Below are 237 nucleotides of genomic sequence, written 5' to 3'. Positions count from 1 at the left end.
CCATAAGCCTAGAAAAAACAACTGTCTCCATCTGTTTTAAACCTAACTTTCCACTAGCAACGAGTGCTTCGTGAGCTGTTATCTCCCCTTTTGTTAATTGTCTGTGGAGGAAATAGACATTACCATATTCTTTGCATTTAAGGTTCCTACAATTTTTTAACTTATCGACGAGGAAATCAGTTAGCTCTGATCTTTGGCTTGCGTCTGCCCACTCCATTGCTTCCACAATAACCATCC

The 237-nt window shown here is 40.1% G+C and carries 1 pseudogene; it reads right to left on the bottom strand.

Annotation, left to right across the window (positions count from 1 at the left end):
• Positions 1-237: pseudogene (locus tag SB660_RS23740) on the bottom strand (AimR family lysis-lysogeny pheromone receptor); the annotation flags it as partial.

Origin of the sequence: Bacillus sp. SIMBA_005 (assembly GCF_046535585.1) — a bacterium.
GTDB lineage: Bacteria > Bacillota > Bacilli > Bacillales > Bacillaceae > Bacillus > Bacillus pumilus.
Note: the sequence above shows the minus strand (reverse complement) of the source record. Positions and strands in the feature narration are given on the sequence as shown.